The organism is Limosilactobacillus galli, assembly GCF_947381495.1.
GTDB lineage: Bacteria > Bacillota > Bacilli > Lactobacillales > Lactobacillaceae > Limosilactobacillus > Limosilactobacillus galli.
In genome coordinates, this window is record NZ_CANCWK010000026.1 from 1 (window position 1) to 23,294 (window position 23,294).

Below are 23,294 nucleotides of genomic sequence, written 5' to 3' on the forward strand. Positions count from 1 at the left end.
AGCTGACGCTCAACGGTGTTAATAGAAACATTGTGATGGCTGGCAATAGTCCGCATTGATTCATTCTCGCTGAGTTCCTGCACAATATGGTATTTAACGACATTCGCAATTCGACAGGCAAATTTAACTCCTTGGACTTCGGCAACCTTGGTAACGCGCTTGGGACATTGAGCTGATGGTGGACAGAGATATTGTAGTTTCCTGATTTTCAAGACAGCTGGTTTCCCGGCCAGTGAAAGGATCTTGATCGTTACTGGCTTCTTACGGAAACCGTTACGACACATCAGCTGGCCGCAAAGCGGACAGCGCATTGGATAAGATTGAATCAAATGAATGATCTTTAGTTCTTTATCCTCAGTTAAAAATGGTTTGTCAGGTTTTAAGTGAGGATCCTTGATTCCAGTCCAAAAGTTGATATCATTAGTCATGAGGAATATATCCTTTCTAAGACAACTGAGTGGTTATGGGGATAACTTAAGACAGTTGTCTTTTTCATTTTTAAATCAATGGTACAACAAGTAACAAAAAACGGTAAAGATAAGAAATCATCTTATCCTTACCGAATATCATAGAGCCATAAAAAATTTACTTTTACTGAAAAAAATGATCGTTCGCTGAAACTTTGCTAGGAATTGCTAAACGTTTAACGATTAAACACAAAACACTCCCATTTCAGAGCAACTAATACTCAAAATGGGAGTGTTTCTACTTAGTTATATTACTTTAATTATTTAGCATTCAAAACGAAGGAAAACTCGATATCCTTATCAGCTGGAATGTGATACTGCTCTTCAACATCCGCACCCCAGCTATCGATACCACCAACACCACGAACGGCGCCGGCAACTACCAGAACCGTACGCCGAGCCAACGGCAGTTCCTCGATGTGGGTCGCGTTCTCCAGTTCCTCGGCCGTGTATGGCAGGCAGCTGAAGTTGATCGGCTGGTCGTCCTTGGCAACCTTCAGACTGAACGGTGTCCGGTCATGGTCGGCATTATTCTGGGTGGTATCCCGGGTAACCTTAACCCAGTTCGTAGCCATATGCATCCCGTTCTCCTGTGGAACCAGGTACTTGGCAACCGGCAGGCCCTTAACCGCAAAGGTGCCATGCGTTGCCCCCGCCATTCGGTCCGGATAGGTTTCGCCAGACAAGCCTTCGTAGGTGTAGCCAGTTGCTTCCGTCGGCATGATCATCCGGAGGCCAAAGACGGGCAGCTCCGGCAGACCAGTCTTCCCGGTGTAACGGACGCCCACCTTGATCTGACCATCAGGTTGAATATCATAACTGACCGTGGCGTGAGTAGCCGGCGTCGTCAGGGTTTCGAAGGTGTAGCTGATGACAACCCCATCAGCTTCTTCAGCGCCACCGAAGTCGTTCGTCTTAGGCGCTACTGGCAGCTCATCAAAATGGTGATCGCCAACGGTCAGGTCAATCCCGACGCACTTCTGGAAAAGGTCGGCCGCAACCCATTGGGCTGAACGGATGTTAAAACCGCTCCCCCGGTCGTTATCGGTCGTAGCCCGCCAGAAGGTTGGGGTCGGCACCCGGTAGAGCCATTCTTTCCCCTTGATCTTCAAGGATTCCAGACCGCCACGTTCGTAACTGAAAATATAGTGGAAATCGTCACCAGCAACCCCGAGGGCGCCGTCGCCGTAAATGACGTGTAATTTATTTGTGTAAGCCATAGTAGTACCGTACCTCCTGCATTGCTGGTTTTGGTGTCCGGTCCGCAAACATCAGGCCGTCACCCGAAAATTCGTAGTCAGAGTGCCGATCATCGAAGTCGCCGCCGTAGCGCATGACCTCTTTTCCACTGATCGGGTCCTTAACAGCAATCGCCTGATCAATGAAGTCCCAAATGAAACCGCCGAAGTATTGCGGGTACTTGTCGAGCAGCTTGATGTAGGAACCCATTCCCCCGTCGGAGTTCCCCATGTCGTGCATGTATTCGCACTCCATGAACGGCTTGTCAGGATTGTTCTTCAGGTATTCCTCCACCTGCTTTGGTGGCAGGTACATCCAGCTCTCCACGTCGGAGATCTGGTCACGGTAGTCCTTAGTCCCCCCGGCCGGCAGGTAGCTCTTTGGCTCCAGACTTGGGATCTGCTGGCTGTAGTCGTGGGTGTGGCAAACGCCCTCGTAGTGAGTCAGACGGCTGTCATCGTGTTCCTTATAGAACTTGTTCATGGCTGCCAGGTTATCACCGGCAAAGGATTCGTTCCCCAGCGACCAGAAGAGGATCGCCGTATGGTTCTTGAAGTTCTCGTAATTGCTCCGGGCCCGGTCGACCACAGCTTCCTTCCACTGCGGAACTGATCCGGGAACATTGTAGGATGGCTCGATGGCCCCCATCTTCTGCCAGGTGGCGTGGGACTCGAGGTTGTTCTCCGCCATCATGTAGATCCCGTTTTGATCGCAGAGGTAGTACCACGGAATCTGGTCTGGGTAGTGACATGTCCGGACGGCATTGATGTTGTTCTCCTTGAAGGTGGCAATATCCTTCTCCATGTCTTCCATTGTAATGGCCCGGCCGCGGTGGTCGTCCCACTCGTGCCGGTTGACCCCGTTGATGATCAGCCGCTTGCCATTGAGCAAGACTACGTGATCGTCACTAATCTCGATCCGCCGGAAGCCGAACCGGTACGGTACCAGTTCCACCAGCTGCCCCTGTTCATCACGGATTTCCACTAGGAGCTGGTAGAGGTATGGATCATGGTTATCCCAGAGGTGGACGTTCTTAAAGTCGATACTATTCAGATCGACATTGACCGCTACCGGCTGGGTTTGATCCAGCAGGCTATTGCCGTCGACATCCCTAACTATGATCCGCACATTGCCAGCCTGTTCACCGGCAAGCTTAAGGTTGATGTTAAATTGCGCGTCCTTGAAGTTGTCAGCCACGACCGGACGAATCGTCATGTCCTCAACGTGGGTGACCGGCTGGGCCAGCAGGCTGACGCTCCGGAAAATCCCGGAGAAGCGGAACATGTCCTGGTCCTCGATCCAGGAGGCGGTGCTGTGCTTGAAGACTTCAACAGCCAGCACGTTTCCTTCATCCTGAATGTACGGGGTCAGGTCAAATTCGGACGGGGTAAAGCTGTCCTCGGCGTAACCAATGAAGTGACCGTTGAGCCAAACATACATGGCCCGTTCGACCCCTTCGAAACGGACCCGGACCGCCTTGCCGCGCAGGGCCGGATCCAGGTCAAAGCTCTTCCGGTACATGCCAACCGTGTTGTCGGTCCCAGTACTGAAGGAATCGGCCTGGTCATCGTCAGCACTCAGCGCGTACGCTGGTCGCCGGTAGATTTTCCCTTCCCACGGGATTAACGTATTGATGTAATTGTTTTGAGCATAATCATTCAGCTCGATTTCACTCGGCACCGTGATTGAATCAAAGTCCGTGGTGTCTTGATCCAATTCATAGAAACCGCGCAAACGTTCTTGGGGAGTCTTAGCAAACTTGAATTGCCACTGACCATCGAGGGACTGTGTAAAGCGACTGTCGCCGGCTGCCCACTCTGCATAGTTGCCATAATAGTGATGGTCACTGTGCGCAGGAAGCTGGTTGACCCGGAACGTCTCCGGATCGTCTAACCATTTGATATCTGCATCCATTAAAAAATCCTCCTCATAAAGCAAGTTTCGCATTTAGTATAGCGCTTACAATATGTAGAAGACAAGAAAAATAATAAATGTTCAGTGAACCTTTAATATTAGACAGTCAAAATCCCCCACTTTGCTAATTAAGTAGGGGATTACATATTACTCTGTTATTTATAATCTGCATTTATTCATAACGATCTTTACATGAGTAAATATAAAGGTTTCCTTTATCGACTGAGTAGATTAAACGATGCTCTAAATTAATTCGTCGCGACCATTTGCCCGAAATTTTGTATTGCAGCGGCTCTGGTTTCCCTAGTCCTTCAAACGGATGTCGTTCAATATCTTTAATCAATTTATTGATCTTTTTGATTATTTTCTTTTGGTCCTGATCATGCCAATACATATAATCGTCCCAGGCATCATCTGACCAACTAATCATTGTCATCGTCCTCAATTAATTCATGCTGCTTAAACTTGCCGGCTTTGAACTGCTTATCACCACGAGCAATCTTTTGCGTTAAGTAATCATTGGAGTTAATGCTCAGTGTTTCCATAATTGCATCGTAGTCCTCTTTAGACATCACAACTACATTATCCTCAGGGTCCTTATTAGTAACTATTAACGGTTCACTATCTGCATTTACCCTTTTAAAATAATCTTTTAAGTCCTTACGAAAGTTTGAGTATGCTACAGCCTCCATGAAATCACTTCCTCAATTGATACATCATAATTGTACCACATATTGTACAACAGATAGATTAACATTACTCAAATTAATTTTTAAAACAAAAAACACCCAGTCAAATGACTAGGTGTTTTAGTAGTGCGGCCGAGAGGACTTGAACCTCCACGGTCATAATTGACCATAAGATCCTTAATCTTACGCGTCTGCCAGTTCCGCCACGGCCGCATATCTCATCAACATGAATTATTATAGCAAACGCATTTCCCTTTGGCAACTACTTTTTTAAATTAATTAGCTTAAAATGATTTCCACACCGGCGGCAGACATAACGAGCGGTGTTAAATCGCCGCTGACGGGCAACCAGGCCCCCGCACCCCTGGCACTGGTAGAGCCACCGTGGTTGTTTCCGATGACGAGCCCTACTGGTCGGCGGCGCATACCGGGAACCCCCGACCCGGGCCAGCAGACTTCTGAAGGCCGCACTGCGATGGCGGTAGTCCTGGCCGGTCAGGTGGAGGTGGTAATGACACAGTTCGTGGAGGACGACCTTCTTCAGGTTCTCCAGGTCGAACTCCGTATACATTAGCGGATTGATATCGATGTGGTGATCATCAAGGTGGTAACGGCCGCCCGTCGTCTTCAACCGCCGATTAAAGACAGCTTGGTGCAGAAAAGGCCGTTGAAAGTATTCCAACGACCATTTCTCTGTCAATCTCTGTAATTCTTGGTTATCCATTGGCAACCTTCTTCGGCGCAACCATGGTCAGCTGGATTCGCTGCCGCTTGAGGTCAACGTCGTCAATCCAGACATCCACAATGTCGCCAACTGCCACGACCGTCCGCGGGTCGCGCACAAACTTCTTGCTCATCTTGGAGATGTGGACCAAGCCATCGTGCTTGACTCCGATATCGACAAAGGCTCCAAAGTCGACCACGTTCCGGACCGTCCCCTGGAGTTTCATCCCCGGCTTCAGGTCCTCGATAGTCATGACGTCCTGACGGAGCAACGGCGTCGGCATGCTGTCCCGGAGGTCGTGCCCTGGCTTCTCCAGTGAGGCAATGATGTCTTTGACCGTTGCCTCCCCAGCCTTATCAGTTGTGTAATCTGCCGGGGCAACCTTAGCCAGCTGCTTGGTTGCCGTAGCCGTTCCCAGATCGCTAACCGCAATCCCGGTATCTGCCATGATCTTCTTGGCGATCCCGTAGCTCTCCGGGTGTACATCCGTGTTGTCCAGCGGGTTCTCCCCGGCTGGGATCCGCAGAAAGCCAACTGCCTGCTGGTACGACTTTGGTCCCAGGCGCGGTACCTTCTTCAATTGGATCCGGTTGGTGTAACGGCCGTGCTCGTCCCGGTAATGAACGATGTTATGGGCAATGGTCATGTTAAGACCCGAAATCTGAGCGAGCAGCTGGTAGCTGGCAGTGTTGAGGTTTACCCCCACCCGGTTAACTGCCCGTTCAACCACGTCGTCCAGGGCGGTTCCTAATTCCTTCTTCGGCAGGTCGTGCTGGTACTGACCAACCCCGATGGCCTGGGGATCAATCTTAACCAGTTCTGCCAGGGGATCCTGCAACCGCCGGCCAATACTGATGGCACTGCGCTGCTCAACATGCAGGTCGGGGAATTCTTCCCGGGCCGCCTCACTGGCGGAGTAGACCGATGCCCCCGCCTCGTTGACGATCACATAGTATACCGGCCGCGAAAGCTTGTTCAGTGCTTCAGCGACAAATTTCTCTGACTCCCGGCTGGCGGTTCCGTTCCCGATCGCCACCATCTGGACACCGTAGTCCTCGATCAGGCGCAGAAACTCGCCCTCCGCCTGGGCGCGCTTCTTCTCTGGGGCAGGTTTGTGCGGGTAGATGACCGCCTTCTCCAGGAACTTCCCGTTCTCATCTAGGATCGCCAGTTTGCACCCGGTTCGGTAGGCGGGATCAAAGCCCATCACAATCTTACCTTTGATCGGAGCCTGCATCAAAAGGTGGTAGAGGTTGTCGCCGAAGACCTTGATGGCCTGTTCGTTGGCCTGGTCAGTCAGCTGACGACGCAGTTCCCGCTCAATCGCAGGAGCCAGGAAGCGCTTATTGGCATCCTTGTAGGCTTCCGCAATGAAGTCCGTGGCGGCATTCCGCTTCTCGGTCCGAATGAGCCGGAAGCGCAGATAGTTCAGCACCGCATCTTCATCGACCGTGACCTTGACACTGAGGACACCCTCGTTTTCACCCCGGTTGATTGCCATGACCTGGTAAGGGCTCATATCCTTCACCGGGGCAGCAAAGTCGTAGTACTGCTTGTAGGTTCCCAGCTCATCCTTGTCTTCGCCATTGCGTTTCAGTTTGGCAATCAGCTGGCCGTGGTTAGCGGTGTAGCTCCGCAGCCAGCCGCGGACCGTGGCCATCTCACTGATCGCCTCGGCCAGGATTTCGTGGGCCCCGGCCAGGGCCGTCTCAGCATCCGGCACGCCCGCATTGACGTATTTTGCCGCAGCCGCTGTCAGGTCACCGTCCGGGTAGGTCAAGAGCCAGTTGGCCAGCGGGGCCAGACCGGCTGTCCGGGCCTTCTGCGCCTTGGTCTGCCGCTTCTGCTTGTACGGCAGGTAGAGATCCTCCACCGTCTGAAGGTCCGAGGCCGCTTTGATCTGCTTCTTCAGGTCCGGGGTGAGTTTCCCCTGTTCCTGGATCTTATTGATGACGGTCTCCTGCCGTTCCAACAGGCTGGTGACATGGTGATATTGGTCCCGAATCGCCTGTAATTGCACCTCATCCAGGGTGCCGGTGGCTTCCTTCCGGTAACGGGCAATGAACGGGATCGTGTTCCCCTCGTCCATCAGCTTGAGAGCGGCCTTGATCTGGTACTGCCGCATGGCGGGCAACTGTTGACTAACTAGCTGCAGTGTTTTTTCGTCCATAAGTCCTCCGTTCAGTCTACTTCCACCAGGTATCTAATGGAGTGATCGGCTGGTGGCGTTTGTGCCGCGTCTTCTTGTACCAGTCTTCAATCTTCTCGGCTGCCTTTTCGGCAATCTCATGCCCCTCGAGGTAGTTATCAATATCCTCGTAGCAAACACCCAGGGCTACTTCATCGGCCCGCATCGGCTTATCGTCTTCCAGGTCAGCGGTTGGGGTCTTCTCGTACAGGTTAGCCGGCGCCTGCAGGTACTTCAGCAGGGTCTTCCCCTGCCGCTTATCCAATCCAGACAATGGCGTGATGTCAGCCCCGCCGTCGCCAAACTTGGTATAGAAACCAGTGACAGCCTCGGCGGCGTGGTCGGTCCCGACGACGGCACCCCGGTATTGCCCGGCAATGGCGTATTGCACGATCATCCGCTCCCGGGCCTTAATGTTGCCCTTGTTGAAATCGCTGATCTCAGCGCCCGCCTCTTCCAGCGACTCAACCATGGCGTCTGTTGCCGGCTTGATGTTGACCCGCATCGTCTTGTCGGGCTTGATGAAGTCGTTGATGGCCTCCATCGCATCAGATTCGTCAGCCTGGGTACCGTATGGCAGGCGGACGGCGATGAACTGGTAATCATCGTCGTTAGTCTCCCGCCGTCGCTGTTCAACCGCTAATTGGCAAAGGCGGCCAGCCAGGGTGGAGTCCTGACCGCCGGAGATCCCCAGTACCAGGACCTTCATCCCCGTCTTCTGCATGAAGTCGTGGATGAACTTAACCCGCTTTTCAACCTCTTCCTTAGGTTCAATGTTGGGGCTGACCTTCAAAGCATCAATAATCTGTTCCTGCATTTTACGCATAGTTAGTTACTCCTCATGACCGAGTGTCTTAACGTACTCATGAATATGGTGAATCATCTGCAGCTTGTTGTCATAGCACTTCTGTGAGAGGTCGACCGGGTAAACCTCGGGGTTGAGGTCGCGCTTGTACTCGTCCCAGAGGCCATCCAGGCTCGCAGTCCGGTGGTCGCGGATCTCATCGAGACTTGGTTCGTCATAGACATACTCGCCATCTTTCCAGATATCCTTCAGCATTGGCCGAGCGATGAAATCATTGACGTCCTTTTGCTGCAATGGGAAGTTCGGGTTGAACATGTTCAGTGAATCCTGTTCACGGGGATCCTCATCGTCCAGCGTGATGTAATCACCCTCGCTCTTCTTGTCAGCCCGGTCGTTGATCCGCCAGACCTGCTTCTTGCCGGGAGTTGACATCTTAGCCACGTTATTGGACAGCTTAATGGTGTCGACCATCTGGCCCTGGTCATCCTCAACCGAGACCAGCTTGTAGACTGCCCCCAGGGTTGGCTGGTCGTAGGCGGTGATCAGTTTCGTCCCGATTCCCCAGACGTCGATCTTGGCCCCCTGCATCTTCAGGTTCTGGATGGTCTTTTCGTCAAGGCCGTTGGAGGCAAAGATCTTCACGTCCTTGAAGCCGGCATCATCCAGCATCTTCCGGACCCGCTTCGACAGGTAGGCCATGTCGCCACTGTCGATCCGGACCCCGATGAAGTTGATCTTGTCGCCGAATTCCTTGACCACCCGGATGGCGGTTGGCACCCCGCTCTTCAGCGTGTCAAAGGTATCGACCAAAAAGACACAGTCGTGGTGCGTCTCTGCGTAAGCCTTGAAGGCATCGTAATCGTTCCGGTAAGCCTGAACGAGGGCATGGGCGTGGGTCCCAGAGATTGGAATCCCGAAGAGCTTACCGGCCCGGACATTACTGGTGGCGTTGAAACCGCCGATGTAGGCCGCCCGGGTTCCCCAGATCGCAGCATCCAGCTCCTGGGCCCGGCGTGAACCGAATTCCATCACACTCTGATCGCCGACGATCGACTTAATCCGGGACGCCTTCGTGGCCACCATGATCTGGTAGTTGAGGATGTTCAAAACCGCCGTTTCAATCAACTGACCTTCAATGATCGGGGCGTCAACCTGAAAGATCGGTTCGTGGTTGAAGACAAAGTCCCCTTCCTCGAAGCTGCGGATGGAACCGGTAAACTTGAAGTCATGCAGGTATTCCAGAAAATCATCGTCGTATTGGCCAGTCGACTTGAGATAGTCGATATCGCTATCCGTGAAGTGGAGCTGCTTAACGTAACGGATGATGTGGTCAAGCCCGGCAAAGACTGCGTAACCATTTTGAAACGGCATCTTCCGGAAGAAGGCCTCAAAGACCGCCCGGCGGTTGGCGAGTCCCTGCTTCCAATACGTCTGCATCATGCTCAACTCGTAAGCATCGGTGTGCAGTGCCAAACTATCATCAGGATAATTGAATTTCATGAATCTTGATCCTCTCAAATAAATAATAACGTTATTGTAGCACGAAATAAGTTCAGGGTCCGCCAACTTACTTTTCCAGCACGAACTCGAACCGGGAGCCGACGTACTGAGTGTGCACATACTCAAATGGCCGCCCATCCTGCAGGTAGGACAGCTGGGTCATCCGGAGCAGGGCATCCCCCCGTTTGATCTGCAGGTAGGTTGCGATCTTCTCAGTGGCCTTGGTGGCCGAGATTGCCTGGGTGGCGTGGCCGGGATAGAGGTGGGCCTTCTTCTCCAGGGTCCGGTAGAAGGAGCTGGTAACCTCCTCCTTGCTGAAGTCCTCCACCAATGCGGCTGGGACCGTCGCCACCTCGTAGCAGAGCGGCACATCATCTCCATAGCGGACCCGTTCCATCCGGAGCACCTTAGCTCCAGCCGGCAATTCGAGCTTCTCGACTTCCGTTTGGGATGGAATCGTCAGGTGGTAGGAGATCGTCTTGCTCGACGCCTTTTTGCCGGACACCTGCATCAGCTCAGTAAAACTGGTCACCCCGGACATTTTCTCCTGGACCTTGCGATTGGCCACAAAAGTTCCTGAACCAACCCGCCGTTCCAGGATCCCCTCATCGACCAGGGCCTGAATTGCCTGGCGGAGGGTCATCCGGCTGACATCAAAGCTGGCCGCCAATTCCCGTTCGGCGGGGATCTTCTGGCCGACCTTCCACTTACCGCTCTCGATGTTTTCGCGTAATTGATTATGAATCTGAATATATACTGGTGATCCCATGTCTCTCTTCTCCTAAAGCCAAATATTACTTATTGTTGGTCCTATTTTAACACGATGTTAGTTATCTAGACCAATCATCTACTCATCTTGCTTATCCGCAATAAACAAAAGCAGAACCTTGCGATCAGTTCCAATAACCAATTGCAAAATTCTGCCTTAATTTAATTATTTTTGCGCAATGCCAGGCCCTTCTCCAGTGACCGGTCGACAATGATCGACTGGGAATCGGCAACTGGATACTCGGTCTCGGGGTTCATTTCCTCCGCGTAGGACAGTTCGGTGCAGCCGAGGATGACAATGTCGGCCCCTTCTTCTTCAATCATCCGCCGCACCAGCTCGTGGTACTTCTTACCGTCGGAGCGACCGCCTTCCTTGATGTCGTGGTAGATGAGATCTTCAGTCATGTCGACGATCTCAGGGGTCGGCTTAACCTCTTCGTAACCAGCCTCCGTGATGTAGTGGTCGTAAAGGCCCGCTTCAACCGTCCCCCGTGTTGCCAGCAGGCCGACCTTCTTGGCATCCGGCTTGATCTTCTTGATCTCGTTGACCGTCTCCTGGAGCATGTTCAGAATCGGGATATCGGTTGCCGCCTGCAGCTTGTCAAAGGCATAGTGGGCAGTGTTGCAGATCAGGACAAAGAAAGCCGGCTTGAGTAGACTCTGCTGCTTGATGTCCTCGATCAGATCCAGGTTGTAATCGGGTTTGCTGTGGTCGAGGATCCAGGTCGTGCGATCGGGTACCGTGGCGTGGTTAACCACGATGTAGTCCAGGTAATCCTGGTCACGGTGAATTGGGGTCCGCGCATCAAGAAGCCGAACGTAACTTTCGGTGGCTAATGTTCCCATGCCGCCAAGCACTGTAAAGAATTTTTTCATAGTATTATTTACCTTTCTTATCCAACCATTATGACAGCAAGGCCACAAAGATTGGTCCTAGTAGTGTGATTCCGATATTACCAACAACGAAGGCTGGCGTAAAGGCAGCCGCATAGTAGGCGCCACCCTCGGGCCCCGCCTTCTGTGAGATCTCGCTCATCGCTGCGGCAATGGTCCCGGATCCGGTCAGCGCCCCCAGCAGGGCCAGGGGTTCCATCCGCAGAACATACCGGCCGAACAATAACGTCAGCAGGTGCGGTGCAATCGAAACCACGGCCCCAACAACCAGAACACCGAAACCGAGGCTCTTGATCGCCCCGGTGAAAGCCTGGGCGGATTGCAGACCAACCGTACCAACAAAAAGGGTCAGGCCGAGGCTCTGCAGGAAGTTCGTCACGGTCGTTGGAATCGACTTGTAGTCGCGGTGCCGATCGATCCAGGAGCTGAGAACCAGCCCCATGATCAGGGCCGCGGTTCCGTTCCCAAGCTGCAAGGGAATACCATTTAATTTTAAGCCGATAATCCCTAAAAGGGAAGCCCCACCAATTCCTAGAGAGAACAGGACGTAGTTGATGGCCTGGTCGGTAGTAGCCCAGCGTCCGAGCTGGTGCAGGATGTGGGCCGTCCGCGAGGTATTACCGGTCAAAGAGATGACATTGCCAGGACGAAGCTGGTTGATCAGCTGCTCGTTCCCCGTAATCGGGTCCTGAATGTTGATGAAGACGCCGTGCTGCCGCAAGATGGCCAGTTGAACCGGCTTAAACTTCTTGCCGAGGACGAATTTCCGTTCCTTCGGCGCATTGGTCGGCGTCAGGACCTCCTTGATCCCTGGGACCTGGTGAAGACGGTCGAAATGAACCGCATAGCCGATCACGGTCACCAAATCGCCCGGGCGAATTTTGTATTCAAGGTGGTCCGTCATCTCATGGCCGCGAAAAACCGCCAGGGCGATGATCCGGTAGTTAGTCCACTTGTTGAAATCGGCAATGGTCTTGCCCACCAGCGGTGAGTCGGCAGCCACCTTGTAGGTCCGCCGCCAAGTGGGGTTAGGGTTCTTAGCGTGGAAGTGGTACTTGCGCGCCATCGCCGGCCCCTGCTTTTCAATGCTGATGCCCATCATCTTAGGGGCCAGGTCCCTCAGGAAGATGATGACCCCCAGGGTCCCAAAGACGTAGGTCAAGGCGTAGGCAACCGGCAATTGGGCCTCATAAGTAGCTTTGACCGCGTGACTGACCGGCAATGACCCAATCGTCTGCAGGGAACTGGCGACCGTCGCCGACTGGGTCAGCGAACCGGAGATAACCCCGGCCGCGATCCCCGGTCCGATATGGCAGGCAGCAAAGAGTCCCCAGCCGACCAGGAAGACGGTCACCATCCAGAAGAGACTGGCGATGACAATCCGCACCCCGAACAGGCGCAAGCTGACCAGCAGCTGGGGCCCGATCCGGTAGCCGACGGAGAACATGAAGGCCCCGAAGAAGATTGTTCCCAGCATCTCGTTACGCGGGAAGGCCCCGATCTGGCCGACAATTAAGGTGACAATCAGGGTCCCCACGGTCGCCCCGATGTTGAACTTGCCGCCGATCTTGTAGTTACCGATCGCAAAGCCCAGGGCCATACAGATAAATAGGGTAAAGACCTGATTATTCACCATGAAGTGAATGATTGTATCCATCATTAATTATCTCTTTTGTACTTTCTTTATGATTCAGTCACATTATCACATTGATGATAAGCTAATTCAATCGAATCGCCGCTTTTAACGACACATAACCGATATTGTTCATATCGGGTTCCCACATTTGAAATAAATGCGGCCCGTGACGATAATCTCTACCGTCACAGGCCACTGATTTTAATGTTTTAAGGCTGGCTTACTTTTTTTCAACGAAGTACTTCTCAAAGTTCTTCTGGTAGTTGTGGTTGATCCGCTTCTCCATCAGCCACCGCATCAGGTTCATGTCCTTGCCGTAGTGGAAGGTCGTCCCGTAGTGGCCCTCTTTGATCAGCTGTTCCGCCTGGTGCTTGATTTCGTTATCCTTGGCATATTCGAGAAAGGTCTTCTTCCCGACCCCGAGCCAGAGTTGGTACTTCTTCGGGTCCTTGTTGGCATAAATCGTCTCCTGGTCCTTGAGGCTGTCGAAGATGTAGTCCTCAACCGGGAACGTTGCCAGCTGGTGGTCATTCAGTGAGACAAAGAAGCTGGAGCGCCCTTGCCGCGGGTTAAGATCAAAGACCTTGAACTGGCCATCGCGGCGGTCGTACTTCAGGTCGAAGTTGACAAAACCGGTAAACTTCACGCTCTCTAAGAACTTCTTGATGTTCTGGTAGATCTGCTCGTCATAGGCCGGCATGATGGCAACATAATTACCGACGTTGGCCGGATTACAATCTTCCAGCAATGGGTGGCCGAGACTCATCAATTTGACCTCGTGGTTACGGTCAACGTAGCAGTTGATCGTCCGCATGTTGCTGTCGTCACCAGGGATGAATTCCTGAAGGATCAGGTCGCCCTTGTATGGGCTGTGCTCATAGATGATTTCCAGTACTTCTTGAAGGCGCTTGGCATCGTTGATGATGTAGGCCTTCTCGTAGCCTTCAAAGTTTCCCTTGTGCCATTCAACCGCGTCCGCTGCCTTCAGGGCAATTGGGAAATCAAACGGAGACTGGTAATGCTTGTAGTCCGTCTCCGGGGTCAGAATGTCCGTCTTCGGGTATGGCAAGCCGTACTGTTCGCAGACCTGGTAAAATTCTTCCTTATTGGTCAGCTTAGCGACTTCATCGTAATCGGCATATGGGCAGGCCATGTACTTGGAAAGTTCCTTGCGATGCTTGCTGACCAGCTCCGTGTAGTCATCTCCGCAGCTGATCAGGACGACCTTCTTGCCCTGGGCAATGTACTGTTTGGCAGCATCGATCAGGACTTTGGTAAACACGTCCGGGGCCTGCAGGTTCTCGTTAAAGTGCAGGTCCACAATCTTGGAATACCGGGTTGGGGCCAACTCGTGCCGTGCGTACAGGTGGGACTTCACCCCGTACTTTTCATACATCGACCGCGCCATTCCATAGGCGTTAAAATCGCTTCCTAAAATCAGCGGAACAAATGGTTGTTCGCTCATCCTTGCTCACTCCTTAAAATTCAGCACTGCTTATTACGAACCCCTATTTTACCATACTTCAGCGCCAATAAAGCCCCAATCATTTACTGGTCTTAGAAAGCTGGCGCTGCCAACGATAATTAGTCACGATCGCGATCACAACCACCACCGCCGGGGCCGTCAGCAGAAGGTAGTCAATCCGACCACCAACGAAGGTCCGCTGGGCCAGCGAGCCGGTACTATGCTGCTGGGTCAATGCGATCACCGAGGCCAGCAGCCCTGTCCCCAGCGAGCCGGCAAACTGCTGAACCATGTTGAAAATCGAGTTGACATCAGAACTATTGCGCTGTTCTACCAGGACGGAAGCGTTAGAGATCGTGTTCCCAAAGGCAAAGTTGAATCCCGCCCGCAGGATCACGAAGAAGAGCATCATCCACCAGGCCGTCAATTGATGTTGAAAGACGGCGAAGCACGCTGTCCCGACCAGGAGGAGGGTTCCCCCAAAGGTCACCGGCCGTCTAAAGCCCTGTTCATCTGCCAGGCGACCGGCCAGCGGGGCCAAGAATGCGCCGAGAACCGAACCCGGCAGGAGGATCAGCCCGGCCACCGTCGCCGATGTATGGAGGACATACTGGGCATACAGAGGAATGACCAGAGAAATCCCAATGTTGATGAACTGCAGGCTGAAGTAGGTCAAAGTCGACAGCCGCAGGGGCTTTACCTTGAAGACCGTCAAGTCAAACAGCTGGGAGTGACCATGGTTGTTGATGTAGATGAAGAGGCCGAAGCAGATTACTGCCGCTACCAGCAGGCCCCAGAAGAGCAGGCCGAAGCCGCTCTTCCCGATGGTCGAACAGGCATAGACAACCGCAAACAGAGATAGCGCCAGGGTAATCAGACTCCCATAGCTGAAGGATTGGTCATTGCCAAGCGGCCGGTTGCGGATATAGAGCTGGCCGACCACCAGGCTGATCAGGGCCAGCGGCAGGAGCAGCCAGAAGATCATCCGCCAGGAGAAAGCCTCGGAGATAAAGCCCCCATAGGTTGGTCCAAGCGCCGGGGCAAATGAGATCACCATCCCCGCAAAACCTGTTATCGCGCCCAGCTTCTCCCGCGGGATCTCCGTGAAGATCAGGTGGAAGAGGATCGGAGTCGCCAAGCCCGTGGCCACGGACTGGATCAAGCGCCCGATCAAAAGCACCGGGAAGTTAACCGCCATGGCGCTCAGGACGTCACCGACAATAAAGGCGGTGACAGCCACCAGGTGCAGCCGCCGCGCCGTGAACTGGCGCAACAGGTAGGCTGTCGTCCCCATTGTGATCGTCACCATCAGCAAATACCCGGTGGTGATCCACTGAACAACATCCAGCGAGACGCGGAACAGACTCGCTAACTCCGGATAGGTAACGTTCATCGAAGTCTCATTCAGGATCCCGATAAAGGTAATCAGCGCCAGGGCCCCCAGAGCGGCATAGATATGTTTTGGTTTTGTTTGCTGCAAAGCAACCCCTCCTTACAAAAATTACAGATAAAAAGGGTGCTAACGGTGATTTGCTCCACCATAGCACCCTGATATTTCTTTGGTAACGAATCAATTATACCAAAGGTCATCTTGAATTTCATGCAGGAATTTACAGTTGGCTAAGTGCCCGCAGCCACTGTTGAGTCCCCTCGTCCAATTGCGAATCAATCGTAAACGGGAACGGGGACAGCAGCGCCCGCACCTTCGCCCAGTCAATCGTCCCGTCGTGGTAGATACTGCCGTACAGCAGCTGAGCCGTTTGTTGCTGCATAGCCGCCGGAACGTTGGGCCGCTTCAGGAAGGTGATCGCTGCCGCCTTCTTAGCCAGCAATTGGGCCACCACCTTCGTCAGGTCAGCCGTCGTCACTGTCGTGGTCACGTAGCACCGCTGAGCTAGCGGTACTGCCGGCAGCTCCTTCTTCAGGAAGTCCTGCAGGAGGTCCCACTGCGGCAGCAGCTGCATGTAGAATTGCCACGGGGCCCGGTGGCTGATGTCATCCAAGAGATCCGGCACCAGGCTGGCCAGGTCCCCCTGGGCGGCAACCAGCTGGTCGAATACTTCAATCAAAAAACGCTGGGCGGTCTCCTGGGCAGCATGCGGGATCCGTTTCTTGGCCGTCAGGTTGAACCGGACAAGGAGGAAATCCGGAAACTGGTCCGCGGAAATGGTCTTTCCCCGCTGGCGACTGCGCACCTTAAAGTTATTGAGCTGTTTGAGCCGGGCTGACTTGGCAAATTGTCCCTGTTTTGGCATGATTGATTTCCTTTCTATAAAAACAAAAGTTCCTAAGACATAATAGCACATCTCAGGAACCTGCTTATTTTAATTAGTCAAGTTGTTTCTTCCGGTTACCCTCATCGTCACGGAATGATGACTTGATTGGGTAAGTCAGGTGAATCGTGGATGGAACAACCAGCGGAATGACGATCACGAGGATAATCAGCCCACAGATAACGGTCATCGCTACCTCGATCAGGGTTGGAATACCGGATGGGATCAAAGCCGCAAAGGTACCGCTCAGGATAATGGCCGCGAAAATCACCACGGTCCCGATTTTCTTAGCCGCCCGGACAATCCGCTCGGTCGGCAGGTACTTGGTCTGGTCAATGTTCCGGTAACGCATGACGAGGAAGATACTGTAGTCAACCCCAAGGGCCAGCAGCATGATGAAACTGAAGAACGGCGTGTTCCAGGTCAGCATTGGCCGGCCGAGAAATGCCCGCGTCATCAGGTGGGTCAGCGACAAAGCTGCCATGTAGGCAGAAACCAGCGTTCCCAAAATGTAGACTGGCTGGAGGAATGACCGAGTGATCAGGATCAGAGCCAGGCTAATCCCGATGACCATGATGGCCGCGGTCCGCATGAAGTCACCGCCCGCAACACTCTTCGTGTCCGTAATCTTAGATGATTGACCGCCGACAACCACGGTGGCGTGACGCAGGGCCGTCCCCTTCAGGCTGTAGCGAACCAGGTTGGTGATCTGCGGAATCTCCCGTGTTGCCCGGGTCCCGCTTGGGTTGGAGTCCAGGACAATCGTGATCTTAGCCGTCTTCTTATCAGCAGACAGGTAATTGTCAATGGCCGCTTGGAACTCACGGTTGTGCAATTGGTTGTTCGGAATGTAGAAATCCTTGGCCGCTGTCGAGTTCTGCAGGCCGGTCAGGTAATCACCGCCCTGGCTGAGGCCGTCACTCATCCGGCTGACCCCCTGCATCATCTGCATGCCGCTCTGTTGTTGGGCCTGCAGCTGGGCTGGACTGGCCCCGGACATTGCTGCCTGAGCCGCCGCAGCACTGGCCTGGCTCTGCATTCCTGATGAAAGCTGGGAGATGCTGGACTGGGCCGTGCCGAGCTGACCGTTGATCTGCTTCAATTGGTTGTTGACGTAGAGTTCATCAACCTTGGAACCGGCCGGCTGGGTAACGGAGGCTACCGTCTTGACCCCGTTGCTCTTCTTCAACTGGTTGGTAACCCGGTCGATCAGCATCAAGTCCTGCTCGTTATCGAGACGGTGCTTAGACTTGATGTAGACGGTCGTCGGTTCTGCCGTCCCCTTGGAGAAGTGGTCTTCAACGACCAGCAGCCCCTTCTTAGAAGGAACAGTGTTGCTGATTTCATCCGCATCATCATAATTCAGGTGATTATGATAAGAAAGACCGACTGGCAACAGAATGGCAAAGACGACTACCAGGGTGATGATTGGGTGCAGAACCGAGCTCTGGGCCATCTTGTTCCACAGTTTGCTAGTGGACTCACCCGTGAACTTCTTGTCCGGCCAGAACATCTTCTTACCGAGCGTGGCCATGAAGAATGGGTTCAGGGTCAACAGCAGAACGAGCAGGACCGCTACCCCCACGGCCACCTCAACGGCAGATTGGTAAACCGAGAACTTGGCCAGGACCAGGGAAGTAAAACCGATCAGAATTGAGGAACCGGAATACAGGATTGTCCGGCCGGCATTGTGCTGGGCTTCCCGGGCGGCTTCCCACTTGTCCATCCCCTGACCGAGGTTCTCCTTGAACCGGTTATACATCAGGATGTTGTAGTCCGTCCCAATTCCAAAGAGGACGATCACCATGAAGACCTGGGTGAAGTTGGAAAACGGAAAGTTAGCGTGCTTCACCAGGTTCGTCACAATACTGAATGAAGTGATGAAGGCAATCCCGACGTTCAGCAGGGAGATCAATGGCGTGATCGGTGAACGGAAGACCAGGAGTAAGACAACGAAGATGAAGATGACGGAGATGGTCTCAGTTTTCTTGATCCCCTCTTGAACCGCCCCAGAGAAGTCATCGTTTAGGATATCGGCCCTGGCGATGTAGGTCTTAACGCCATTGGTCTTAGCCGCGCTGGACAGCTGGCGGTTGATGTACCGCAGAGTCCCATGGTCCTTGCTGACGTTCAGCTGGGCAATCTCCGTGGTCTTGTCCTTGGAAATCAGTTGCTTACGCGTTGCCGCATTGTCATTCGGCCCCGTAACTGCCTTGATCCCATACTTACCACTGTGCTTTTCTAAGTGGTCAATGGTTTTCTGGACATTTTGCTTGTCCTTCTTTGTCATTGTCCAGTCGCCATTATTGAACACCGCCACCACCTGGTAGGTGGTGTTCTGGTGATGCCCCCAGTGATCGTTTTGCAACGCACTGGCAACTTGGCTCTGGTCACTCTTTGGCAAGTTGATTGCAGAGTGTTCACGGGTCAACTGGTTGACGTTGGGCAGGGCAACGATGGCAACCACCGTGATCACAATCCATGCAATCAACGCAAATACGTGATTATGAACCAATTTCTTCAAAATAACAAAATCCCTCCCTCTCATGTCCTCGGCCGGTCCTGCCAAGGCCGGCCGTTTTTGGACAGCATGGTAAATAATTTAATTCTTTACAAGGGGACCCATTCAAGCACACTTTGAGCTATTTGTTTCATTTCAATACATTCATTGAAAATTAAACTTTAAAACAAAAAAAGACGATGGTCAATCAACCATCATCTTTAATCAGTTGGGCTAGCTGGATTCGAACCAGCGCATGACGGTACCAAAAACCGTTGCCTTACCGCTTGGCTATAGCCCAATAATAAATGGGGGAGAGTGGATTCGAACCACCGAACCCGAAGGAACGGTTTTACAGACCGTCGCGTTTAACCAGACTTCGCTACTCCCCCAAAAGGGTTCATCGATCAACTGTGCAAGCACAACTAATCAACGTTTATTATAATACCGAATTCCACAAGCAAATGCAAGCCCTAATTGTAATTTTTTTAATTGCGTCCCCCTCCCCATTAAAAAAGCCCACCGGACACTTGCCGGCAGGCTTTTAGTAGTAATCAAGTTTAATTGTAATGCTTAGTCAACGCCACCCATGAGACGGTGGATCCGCTTGACGAAGAACATCAAGATGACCCCGAAAACGATACTTACAATCCCGATCGTCAGGAAGTAAGGAACTTCCGTTGCGGATGAGTAGAATTTAACGATCTGGGCGTTAACCGCTTGGGCAGCGGCATCGGCCAGGAACCACATACTCATCATCTGGGACTTGAAGGCCTTTGGTGCCAACCGCGTCGTAACTGACAGACCGATTGGCGAGATCAGCATTTCACCGATTTCAACGATGAACCAGGAACCGACCAGCCAGAATGGGGAAACCCGTCCGGCGGTGGTACCGTGAATCAGTGCTGGCAATGCCATGAAGGCGTATGACAGACCGGCGAAGACCAGCCCGGCAGCAAATTTACCAGGGGCACTTGGTTGGCTCTTCCAGTGGTCCCACAGGGAAACGAACACTGGCGTCAGGATCATGATGAACAGGGGATTCAAAGTCTGGAAGTTGGCCGCAGCAAAGTGCCAGCTACCAATGTGAAGAATTGTCCGCTGTTCGGCGAAGAGGGCCAGAACAACTGAACCAGATTCTTCAATTGCCCAGAAGATAACAGCGGCGATGAACAATGGGATGTAAGCAAGCACCCGGGAGTGTTCTTCCTTCGTTACCTTCTTGGAGTTCAGCATCATGATGAAGTAGTAAACTGGCAAGGCAATCGCGATAATCGTGATAATCGTGATGACGTTGGTGATGTTCAATTGACCAACAGCGGCCAGCAGGCCCAGCACAACGGCCAGGACAACGATCCCAACCAGAGTCCAGATCATGACTGGACGAAGGCTTTCCTTGTCAATCGGATCGTCTGGGTACAGGCTATCCTTTGACAGGTATTTCCGCCCGCCGATGACGTACTGGACCAGGCCGAAGAACATCCCGATAGCAGCCAGGGAGAACCCGGCATGGAAGTTCATCTCACCATGGAAGAGGTTCATCCCGAAGCCGTTAGCAGCCCACGGAACCGCCCATGGGGCAACCGCGGCCCCTAAGTTGATTCCGAAGACGAACATACTGAAACCGGAATCCCGGCGCCGGTCATTCTCAGAGTACAGGCCCCCGACCATTTCGGAAACGTTTGGCTTCAAGAGCCCGGTCCCGGCAACGATCAATGCAATCGAAACATAAAGGGCGCTAACCCCGAACGGCAGTGACAAGGCGATGTGCCCGAACATGATTAGGACACCACCGATGAAGACAGTCCGCCGTGGGCCCCAGACCCGGTCAGACAACCAACCACCAACAACCCCGGACAGGTAAACTAGGGAACCGTAGATCGACATGATCGAGGCGGCAGTGGTTTCGCCCATCCCCAGGCCGCCCTTAGTGACGGCATAGTACATGTAGAATAACAGAATTGCCCGCATTCCGTAGTAACTGAACCGTTCCCACATTTCAGTGAAGAACAGGGTCGAGAGACCACGCGGTTGCCCGAAGAATGCGGTATCAATATCTTTTTGTTTGCTCATAAAGATTTGATTCCTCCATTTATAATTACAGTCAGATTAATCATTGTGGAATACTCATTCCGAATATTAGAAAAGTCTAACCTTCTTATAACAATGTAATTATTTTAGTCCTCCCGCTCTGAATAGTCAATTACAAAATAAAGTTTTGATGAGAGAAAAGTGGGAAAACGTTTCATTTTACTTAAAAAATTTCAGGTCGCTTTCTACACATATTAACTTAATTAAGCATACACCCTAATTTATTTAAAAAGAAAAGCAGTCCCGCCTAACGATGACTGCTTATTTTCCACAGCCGAACCTAATATAGGCCAGAATTACTGTTCCGACTAAGTAAGCCACTGATAACACAAAGATGGCATTCCCAATATTATCCCAAGATCGACTGTCGAAGAACCCCAGGAAGAACATGCTCAAGCCTAGGCCGATCAGACCAGGGGCAATAATCAACCCCGGTTTCTTGAGTTCCTCCTGGCTCTGTTTCCCATGGCCGACCAAGAGCCGTAACCACTTGCCGCGGGTAAACTGAATCCCGATCACCATGAAGACCACACATAATGTCAGATACAAGATATCCATTAAGATCCCCCACTCAATAAAAAAACGGCTGATGAAAAACTCACCAGCCGCCTTAGTAGCTCCGGCAGTCAGACTCGAACTGACGACAACCTGATTAACAGTCAGGTGCTCTACCAACTGAGCTATGCCGGAATAACAAATCAACAATAGATATTATATCTTACCACAATAGAAATCGTCAAGCTTTATTTTCAGATTCAAACCGCTTTCCCACCTATGTATCATTTAACAATTGTCATATTATCCTTTATAATTTACTTATAAAAAGTAAGCTCTGAAGGAGGCCATCTTATGGCAAAGACAATTGTACTTTATTATTCCGCTACCGGAACCACTAAGAAGGCGGCCGAGGAAGTCGCCAAGCAATTGGGCGCTGATATCGCCGCAATTCACCCGGTTAAGCCCTACACCGCCACGGACCTTAACTGGCATGACCAGTCAACCCGGGCCACGGTTGAACAAAAGCAAGAACACGACGGCCGGGTGCCAATCAAAGACGACCTGCCTGACATGGCCCAATACGACAACGTCATCATCGGTCACCCGATCTGGTGGGGAATTCCACCGCGTTTGATTGCTGCCACGATCGACAAGCTGGACCTCAACGGCAAGGTTCTGGCCACATTTGGAACCTCCAGCAGTTCTGGCTACGACCGTTCCCAATCAAATGTCGCCCGAACCGTTAAGGAGAACGGTTACCAGTTAGCTCTTCAGCAAGGCGCCGTGCTGAATTCACCAGCGGCATTGAATAACTGGGTAAAATCTCTTCAATTAAAGTAATTACGAACTAAGGCATCCTGCACCTGTACAGGATGCCTTTTATTAAGGAAGTCCTGAAGCTGTGCTCCTTCACTCTTCATTTGAAACTCCTCTTTACAACTACTAAGAATCCCGTCCATCCTACTATTACTTGCTTTTGTTCAAGTTCACTGTGTACTTTACTGTGGAGAAAAAGCCTATATACCGATCATTAACAGTCGATATATAGGCTTTTAATACTTCTTAAGTAAGAATGATGCCGACAAGAGGAGTCGAACCTCCGACCTTCTCTTTACGAGGGAGATGCTCTACCAGCTGAGCTATGTCGGCATAAAAGAAAAGATGTCAACCAAACCAGTCAACATCCTACAACTCCGGCAGTCAGACTCGAACTGACGACAACCTGATTAACAGTCAGGTGCTCTACCAACTGAGCTATGCCGGAATAATACGCGTGGCAACGTCCTATCCTCGCAGGGAGCGATCCCCCAACTACTTTCGGCGTGTTGAAGCTTAACTTCTGTGTTCGGCATGGGAACAGGTGTATCCTTCAAGCCATCATCACCACACTACCCTCGCGGGTGAGAGCTTGTGCTCTCAAAACTAAACAATATCTAATCCCACCAACAAACCTAACCGCTCTGCTTGGTTAAGTCCTCGACCGATTAGTAATGGTCCGCTCCATGCATCGCTGCACTTCCACTTCCATCCTATCTACCACATCATCTCTGTGGGGTCTTACTTCCATAAAGGAATGGGAAATCTCATCTCGAGGCGAGTTTCACACTTAGATGCTTTCAGCGTTTATCTCGTCCATACATAGC

Annotated in this window: 19 protein-coding genes, 6 tRNA genes and 2 rRNA genes; 1 reads left to right on the plus strand and 26 read right to left on the minus strand. The window is 52.2% G+C overall.

From position 1 onward, the window contains the following. The 22 genes from QOS10_RS06135 to QOS10_RS06240 form a co-directional block, all read right to left on the minus strand. On the minus strand, positions 1 to 428 hold a 428-nt coding region (locus QOS10_RS06135; protein ID WP_283594474.1), incomplete at its 3' end, for a transposase family protein. A 299-nt stretch (positions 429 to 727) separates the two neighbouring features. Beyond that, entirely contained in the window at positions 728 to 1,687 is a 960-nt protein-coding gene (locus QOS10_RS06140; RefSeq protein ID WP_283594476.1) for a beta-galactosidase small subunit, read from the minus strand. After that, the gene (locus QOS10_RS06145) at positions 1,671 to 3,620 is read right to left on the minus strand and encodes a glycoside hydrolase family 2 TIM barrel-domain containing protein (protein WP_283594478.1); all 1,950 of its coding nucleotides are present in this window, start codon (positions 3,618 to 3,620) and stop codon (positions 1,671 to 1,673) included. Before QOS10_RS06145 ends, QOS10_RS06140 begins: the two co-directional genes overlap by 17 nt. Positions 3,621 to 3,792: 172 nt before the next feature. After that, positions 3,793 to 4,050, minus strand: coding sequence for a Txe/YoeB family addiction module toxin (locus QOS10_RS06150; RefSeq protein ID WP_283594480.1), 258 nt, complete (start codon positions 4,048 to 4,050; stop codon positions 3,793 to 3,795). Beyond that, positions 4,043 to 4,312, minus strand: a complete 270-nt coding sequence (locus QOS10_RS06155) for a type II toxin-antitoxin system Phd/YefM family antitoxin (protein WP_283594481.1) — start codon at positions 4,310 to 4,312, stop codon at positions 4,043 to 4,045. The genes QOS10_RS06150 and QOS10_RS06155 overlap by 8 nt, the downstream gene beginning before the upstream one ends. A 124-nt stretch (positions 4,313 to 4,436) precedes the next feature. Continuing rightward, positions 4,437 to 4,522 (minus strand) — tRNA-Leu (locus QOS10_RS06160). A gap of 49 nt (positions 4,523 to 4,571) precedes the next feature. Then, positions 4,572 to 5,033 carry a SprT family protein gene (locus tag QOS10_RS06165; RefSeq protein ID WP_283594482.1) on the minus strand — a complete coding sequence of 154 codons (462 nt, stop codon included), beginning with the start codon at positions 5,031 to 5,033 and terminating at the stop codon, positions 4,572 to 4,574. Continuing rightward, a complete protein-coding gene (locus QOS10_RS06170) occupies positions 5,026 to 7,203 on the minus strand; it encodes a Tex family protein (RefSeq protein ID WP_283594484.1) in 2,178 nt (725 codons plus the stop codon). The genes QOS10_RS06165 and QOS10_RS06170 overlap by 8 nt, the downstream gene beginning before the upstream one ends. Positions 7,204 to 7,219: 16 nt before the next feature. Further along, the gene (gene nadE / locus QOS10_RS06175) at positions 7,220 to 8,047 is read right to left on the minus strand and encodes an ammonia-dependent NAD(+) synthetase (protein ID WP_283594485.1); all 828 of its coding nucleotides are present in this window, start codon (positions 8,045 to 8,047) and stop codon (positions 7,220 to 7,222) included. Positions 8,048 to 8,053: 6 nt separating this feature from the next. Beyond that, positions 8,054 to 9,526, minus strand: coding sequence for a nicotinate phosphoribosyltransferase (locus QOS10_RS06180; protein ID WP_283594488.1), 1,473 nt, complete (start codon positions 9,524 to 9,526; stop codon positions 8,054 to 8,056). Positions 9,527 to 9,593: 67 nt separating this feature from the next. Further along, positions 9,594 to 10,295, minus strand: coding sequence for a GntR family transcriptional regulator (locus QOS10_RS06185; protein ID WP_283594491.1), 702 nt, complete (start codon positions 10,293 to 10,295; stop codon positions 9,594 to 9,596). A gap of 161 nt (positions 10,296 to 10,456) precedes the next feature. After that, entirely contained in the window at positions 10,457 to 11,170 is a 714-nt protein-coding gene (locus QOS10_RS06190) for an aspartate/glutamate racemase family protein (RefSeq protein WP_283594493.1), read from the minus strand. A 28-nt stretch (positions 11,171 to 11,198) separates the two neighbouring features. Then, the gene (locus QOS10_RS06195) at positions 11,199 to 12,848 is read right to left on the minus strand and encodes an aspartate-alanine antiporter-like transporter (RefSeq protein WP_283594494.1); all 1,650 of its coding nucleotides are present in this window, start codon (positions 12,846 to 12,848) and stop codon (positions 11,199 to 11,201) included. A gap of 196 nt (positions 12,849 to 13,044) precedes the next feature. After that, positions 13,045 to 14,289: a carboxylate--amine ligase gene (locus QOS10_RS06200; protein ID WP_283594497.1), complete on the minus strand. Its 1,245-nt coding sequence runs from the start codon at positions 14,287 to 14,289 to the stop codon at positions 13,045 to 13,047. 79 nt (positions 14,290 to 14,368) lie between these two features. Then, on the minus strand, positions 14,369 to 15,769 hold the full coding sequence (locus tag QOS10_RS06205) for an MFS transporter (RefSeq protein ID WP_283594498.1): 1,401 nt from the start codon (positions 15,767 to 15,769) through the stop codon (positions 14,369 to 14,371). A 130-nt stretch (positions 15,770 to 15,899) separates the two neighbouring features. Continuing rightward, positions 15,900 to 16,544 carry a hypothetical protein gene (locus QOS10_RS06210; protein ID WP_283594500.1) on the minus strand — a complete coding sequence of 215 codons (645 nt, stop codon included), beginning with the start codon at positions 16,542 to 16,544 and terminating at the stop codon, positions 15,900 to 15,902. Between the two features lie 73 nt (positions 16,545 to 16,617). Continuing rightward, entirely contained in the window at positions 16,618 to 19,086 is a 2,469-nt protein-coding gene (locus QOS10_RS06215; protein ID WP_283594502.1) for an MMPL family transporter, read from the minus strand. 205 nt (positions 19,087 to 19,291) lie between these two features. After that, positions 19,292 to 19,363 (minus strand) — tRNA-Gln (locus QOS10_RS06220). 8 nt (positions 19,364 to 19,371) lie between these two features. After that, positions 19,372 to 19,454, minus strand: a tRNA-Tyr gene (locus QOS10_RS06225). A gap of 181 nt (positions 19,455 to 19,635) precedes the next feature. Further along, positions 19,636 to 21,135, minus strand: coding sequence for a peptide MFS transporter (locus QOS10_RS06230; RefSeq protein WP_283594503.1), 1,500 nt, complete (start codon positions 21,133 to 21,135; stop codon positions 19,636 to 19,638). Positions 21,136 to 21,414: 279 nt separating this feature from the next. Next, positions 21,415 to 21,711, minus strand: coding sequence for a hypothetical protein (locus QOS10_RS06235; RefSeq protein WP_283594505.1), 297 nt, complete (start codon positions 21,709 to 21,711; stop codon positions 21,415 to 21,417). 59 nt (positions 21,712 to 21,770) lie between these two features. Continuing rightward, a tRNA-Asn gene (locus QOS10_RS06240) sits at positions 21,771 to 21,843 on the minus strand. Between the two features lie 159 nt (positions 21,844 to 22,002). Here QOS10_RS06240 and QOS10_RS06245 point away from each other — a divergent pair. Further along, on the plus strand, positions 22,003 to 22,491 hold the full coding sequence (locus QOS10_RS06245; RefSeq protein WP_283594506.1) for a flavodoxin: 489 nt from the start codon (positions 22,003 to 22,005) through the stop codon (positions 22,489 to 22,491). 236 nt (positions 22,492 to 22,727) lie between these two features. Here QOS10_RS06245 and QOS10_RS06250 read toward each other — a convergent pair. From QOS10_RS06250 to QOS10_RS06265, 4 genes are all read right to left on the minus strand, one after another. Continuing rightward, positions 22,728 to 22,800: transfer RNA gene (locus QOS10_RS06250), tRNA-Thr, on the minus strand. Between the two features lie 42 nt (positions 22,801 to 22,842). Beyond that, positions 22,843 to 22,915: transfer RNA gene (locus QOS10_RS06255), tRNA-Asn, on the minus strand. Positions 22,916 to 22,922: 7 nt separating this feature from the next. Continuing rightward, positions 22,923 to 23,039: ribosomal RNA gene (gene rrf, locus QOS10_RS06260) — 5S ribosomal RNA — on the minus strand. A 76-nt stretch (positions 23,040 to 23,115) separates the two neighbouring features. Then, a 23S ribosomal RNA gene (locus QOS10_RS06265) occupies positions 23,116 to 23,294 on the minus strand; the annotation flags it as partial.